This is a genomic window from Gordonibacter pamelaeae 7-10-1-b (assembly GCF_000210055.1).
GTDB classification, from domain to species: domain Bacteria; phylum Actinomycetota; class Coriobacteriia; order Coriobacteriales; family Eggerthellaceae; genus Gordonibacter; species Gordonibacter pamelaeae.
The window spans coordinates 2897216-2901690 of sequence record NC_021021.1 but is presented as its reverse complement, the minus strand read 5'-3'; the positions used below and the strand labels follow the sequence as shown (position 1 = coordinate 2901690).

At 67.7% G+C, this 4475-nt stretch carries 4 protein-coding genes; 2 read left to right on the top strand and 2 right to left on the bottom strand.

Annotated features, from left to right (window positions below):
- Nucleotides 1-331: 331 nt before the first annotated feature.
- Nucleotides 332-1573, bottom strand: coding sequence for a DEAD/DEAH box helicase (locus tag GPA_RS13385; RefSeq protein WP_231847653.1), 1242 nt, complete (start codon nucleotides 1571-1573; stop codon nucleotides 332-334).
- A 339-nt stretch (nucleotides 1574-1912) separates the two neighbouring features.
- Between GPA_RS13385 and GPA_RS13380 the strand changes: the two genes are divergently transcribed.
- A complete protein-coding gene (locus GPA_RS13380; protein WP_015540200.1) occupies nucleotides 1913-2404 on the top strand; it encodes a flavodoxin in 492 nt (163 codons plus the stop codon).
- Between the two features lie 74 nt (nucleotides 2405-2478).
- On the opposite strand, the gene GPA_RS13375 is transcribed toward GPA_RS13380, so the two are convergent.
- Nucleotides 2479-3447 carry a helix-turn-helix transcriptional regulator gene (locus GPA_RS13375; RefSeq protein WP_015540199.1) on the bottom strand — a complete coding sequence of 323 codons (969 nt, stop codon included), beginning with the start codon at nucleotides 3445-3447 and terminating at the stop codon, nucleotides 2479-2481.
- Nucleotides 3448-3939: 492 nt separating this feature from the next.
- Between GPA_RS13375 and GPA_RS13370 the strand changes: the two genes are divergently transcribed.
- Nucleotides 3940-4475 (top strand): TetR/AcrR family transcriptional regulator (locus GPA_RS13370; protein ID WP_041240569.1); only part of this gene is annotated, 536 nt, incomplete at its 3' end.

Genomic DNA, 4475 nt, shown 5'->3' with positions numbered 1-4475 from the left:
GGCCGACAAGCGCCGCCGCGCCGAGACGAAGGCGCGCAGGCGGCCCGTGGACGGGGAGTGAGGGACCTGCCAGGCCGAACAGCGCCTCGGTCCTTTCCAACGATGGTGGCCTGCCCTCCGGAACCGGGAGCCCCCCTTGCCTCTGCCGGCTGACGTGGAAGGCGAGCAAGACGGCCGGGAAGCGGCTATTCCGTCTTGCTTGCTGCCTGCCCGTCGGCGGGTTGCCGTGCTTCCATCGGCTTGACCCGCCGCTCGCGTTGGATCGGTTCGACCCCTCATTGCGCACCTTGAAGCAGGCTCCAAGTCAAGCCGGCGTAAGCTGGCGGGATCGCTAGCGGCGCCTGCCGAAGCCGGTGGGGTTGCGGCGCAGGGAGCGCGAGAACGCGGCGCTGCCCCTGGTGGTCTTCGACACGAACCGGTTCGCGAGCGCTCGCTCGGCTTCCGTCGCGTCGTATCCCTCCACGGCCAGCGTGGGGATCTTCGACCCCAGCAGCTTCTCGATGTCGAGCAGCTGCGCCTTCGCCTCAGGGCTCACGAACGAGATGGAGCAGCCGGCCTCCCCGGCGCGGCCGGTGCGGCCGATGCGGTGCACGTAGTCGTCGGGGTTCTCGGGCAGCTCGTAGTTCACCACGTAGGCGATGTCCGGCACGTCGATGCCGCGGGCCAGCACGTCGGTGGCCACGAGCACGTCCACGTCGCCCTTGCTGAACGCGGCGAGCGCGCGCTTGCGCTGCGCCTGCGTCTTGTCGGAGTGGATGGACTCCGCGCGGAAGCCCGCGCGCTTGAGCTGGCCTGTGCAGATCTCCGCGCGGGTCTTGGTGTCGGTGAACACGATGACGCGCTTGCTTCCGCGCTCGGCGAGCAACAGGCGCAAAAGGCTCGCCTTCTGCATCGAGCCCACGGGGACGATGAACTGCTCGATGGTGTCGGAGGTCTCGCCCTTGTGCGCCACCTCGACGAACGCGGGATCGCGCAGGATGGCCGAGACGCTCTGCATGACCTTGCGGTCGAGCGTCGCGGAGAAGAGCAGCGTCTGGCGCGAGGAGGGCGTGGCGGCCACGATCTTCTTCATGGTGGGCCAGAAGCCCATGTCGAGCATGCGGTCGGCCTCGTCGAGCACGAGGATCTCCACGTCGCGCAGCTTCACGTCGCCGCGTTCCATGAGGTCGTGGAGGCGCCCGGGCGTGGCCACGAGGATGTCCACGCCGCGCGAGAGCTTCGACAGCTGGCCCTTGTAGGGCACGCCGCCCACCACAGTGACCACGCGCAGGCCCGAGCCCTTCGCCAGCTGCGTGCAGGCGGCGTCGATCTGCAAGGCGAGCTCGCGCGTGGGGCTCACGACCAGCGCGCGCGGCGACCCGGGCTTCTTCGCGCGGTCGATGCGCTCGATGACGGGCAGTGCGAACGCGGTCGTCTTGCCGGTTCCCGTGACGGCGGCGGCCACGACGTCGCGGCCTTCGAGCGCGAGCGGGATGGCCTGCTCCTGCACGGGGGTGGGGGCGTTGTAGCCCATCTGTGCGACGGCGGCGAGGGTGGTCTCGGACAAGCCGAGGTCTTGAAACGTCGAACTCAAAGCGCATCTCCAAGCGTTGCAGAACTTGATGGCGGGCGACCGGGATCGGTTCGCATCGTATGCGGCGCGGAAGAAAGTTGTGCCGATCACCTGCATCTATGATAGCGCATCGGAGCCGTTCGCGGGAAGCTATCGCGAACATGAAGCAAATTAGCATACGGGAAGGAGTTGTAGCGAGCTCCAGCCGATAGGGTAGCAGGAAAACGCACGCGAAAGGAGCCCCGATGGACGAGCGCGGCCTGTTCTCGATTACCTGTTCTCTAACTACTGCTTGACTTGGAGTTCGCTCCAGGAGATACGATGGGCCTGCAACCGATACGGGTAGAAGGAGCGTGCATCATGGAAAACGGCAAGAAGATCCTCGTCGCGTACTTTTCAGCAAGCGGCGAGACGGAGCGGCTGGCGCGCACGATCGCGAGCGCGACGGGCGGCGACCTCTTCGAGATCGTGCCCGAAACGCCCTACACGGCGGCCGATCTCGACTGGAACGACAAGCGGAGCCGCAGCAGCGTCGAGATGAACGACCCGGCGTCGCGCCCGGCCGTCGCCAGCCGCGTGGCGGACATGGACGCCTACGACGCCGTGTTCGTGGGCTTCCCCATCTGGTGGTACGTGGCGCCCACTATCGTCAGCACGTTTCTCGAGGCCTACGACTTCTCCGGCAAGACGGTCGTGCCCTTCGCCACGTCCGGCGGCAGCAACATGGGCGGCACCGAGGCGATCCTGCATGCGTGCTGCTCGCCTGCGACGTCGTGGAAGCCGGGCCGCCGCCTTGCCAGCCGTGCGAGCGAGGGCGAGGTGCGTCGCTGGGTGGAGGGCCTGGGGCTGTAGAAACGCCCTGCGCCGATGCGAGCGCCCCTGATGGCGGCATCGGCGCAGGCGAGCGAGCGCGTGCGTGCGGTCGGTCACGCCTTCCGCACGGGGCGCACGTACTTGCAGAAGCGGGCGGGGTCGAAGTAGAGGTAGATCACCTTGCCGGGCGTCGTGTCGAACGCCCAGCCGTTGTCGGCGGCCTCGAACGCGCCCATCGCCGCCTCGATCTCGTCCTCCATGGTGCGCATCTGGCGCTCGTAGTCGAACGGCCCGTGCTCGAACACAACGTACTCGCCGGCGGCCACGTCCATGAGCTGCAGGTTCGGCGGCACCTCGCCCTCCCAGTCGGCGGGCAGGCGTGCGCCGTGGCATTCGACGCGCGGGAAGCCCCAGGCGCACAGGCGCCCCTCCGGGTCGCTCACGTAGGCCATCACCTGGCCGCCGCCGGCGTTCGCCTCGGGGCCTCCCTCGTCGTCGAGCTTTCCCTTCACGCTGTCGAGCAGCCCGCAGACGGTGTCCCTGTCCTGCCCGGGGATCGCCGCCTGCTTCTGCCAGAAGTCCCAATAGCCGTTGCTTTCGCAGTTGCGCACGTGCAGGAACCTGTGCGCGGGCACCGTGATCAGGTACTGCTCGATGCCGTCGTCCGTTTTCTCCATGCCGATCTCTCCCATCCCTAGCACGTAGCGGTCGAAGGCGGTGATCTTCGTACGCAGCACCACGGGCCGCGGATCTTTGCGGTAGGCGCTCGGCGTCGTGCCGAACGCGCCTTTGAACGCCCGGGTGAACGCCTCGTGCGACGAGAACCCGTGGTCGAGCGCGATGTCGAGCAGGGCCTTGTCGCCGTCCCGCACCTCCTTCAGCGCGAAGGCCAGCCTGCGCGTGCGCAGGTAGTCGCGCAGCGGCATGCCGGACACTTCCTTGAACTTCCGCGTGGTGTGGAACTCGGAGTACCCGAGCCGTTCCGCGAGCGCCCGCAAGGCGAGCGCCTCGTCATCGCGGTTCGCGATGCTCTCGTCGATCGCGTCGACGATCGTCTGTACCTGCCTCCGCCACTCGTGCATGTCGTATCGTTCCTTCCTGGTAGCGCGCGCTGGGATCACTATAGGGGAAGGAGAGGGGCCGCGCTTGATCGGGCTTGCGGACGTTGCGCGCGCGTCGCCCGTGCTTTCACGCCGTGCCAACTCGAAGCGGGTCAGGGACGTGGCGCTGAAGCCCTCGCGCAGCTCATGGCGGCCTCGGTCTCGTAGACCAGCTCCCCGGTACGCGGCCTCCTGCCGCATGCGCAACTGTGCTTGCAGCGGTAAAGGAACGAGGTGCTTCATGTGAAACATATGTGCTGGAATACCTGATGTTTCACGTGAAACATCGTGTACGAAGACCGCTTTCGCGCGAAGGCCGGAGCGCGGCCTGCGCATGCGCTGCCCTCTGACCGCTGGCTTTCGTGCGAGCGAACCCGGGAAGCGCAACCCATGGAGCGAGTGCCTTGACTTCCCGACCGCCGCCGCGTATCTTATGAGTGAGAAAATGTTCATCCAACGGGAAAGCGGGCGTCCATGCCGAAGTCGGCGGAGAAGTGCGCAGCCATGCGCGACGAGATGCGGGAGCGGATACTGCGGGAGTCGCTGCGCTACTTCGCGCGCAACGGCTTCGCGGGCACGAGGATCGCCGATCTGGCACGGGGCATCGGCATCGCGCAGGGGACGATCTACCGGTACTTCGACTCGAAGGAGGACCTGTTCGCGGCCCTGCGCGCGCTGGTGGCGAACGGCGAGGACGTGCGCGAGCTCAAGCTGCTCGCCCGGCTGCCTCTGTCCGCGAAGGCGAAGATCCGCCGCCTGTCCGCCTCCGTCCTCGGGCGCCTGGCCGACGACGAGCTGTTCGCGGCGTCGGTGGTGCTGAACGCGCAGGCCATGCTGGAGGAGGAGCCGGGCGCTGACGGCCGCCCCGCCCCGTACCGCTCGGAGTTGTACGCGCTCACGGCGCGCATCGTCGCGCAGGGCCAGCGCGAGGGCAGCGTGGCGGCGGGCGACCCGTTCAAGCTGGCCGACTACTACTGGGGCGTGGCGTACCTCTACGCGCTCAAGCGGCT

Coding starts and splice junctions, on each gene's coding strand:
- GPA_RS13380 (WP_015540200.1), top strand. CDS start 1,913: ATGGAAAACGGCAAGAAGATCCTCGTCGCGTACTTTTCAGCAAGCGGC.
- GPA_RS13375 (WP_015540199.1), bottom strand. CDS start 3,447: ATGCACGAGTGGCGGAGGCAGGTACAGACGATCGTCGACGCGATCGAC.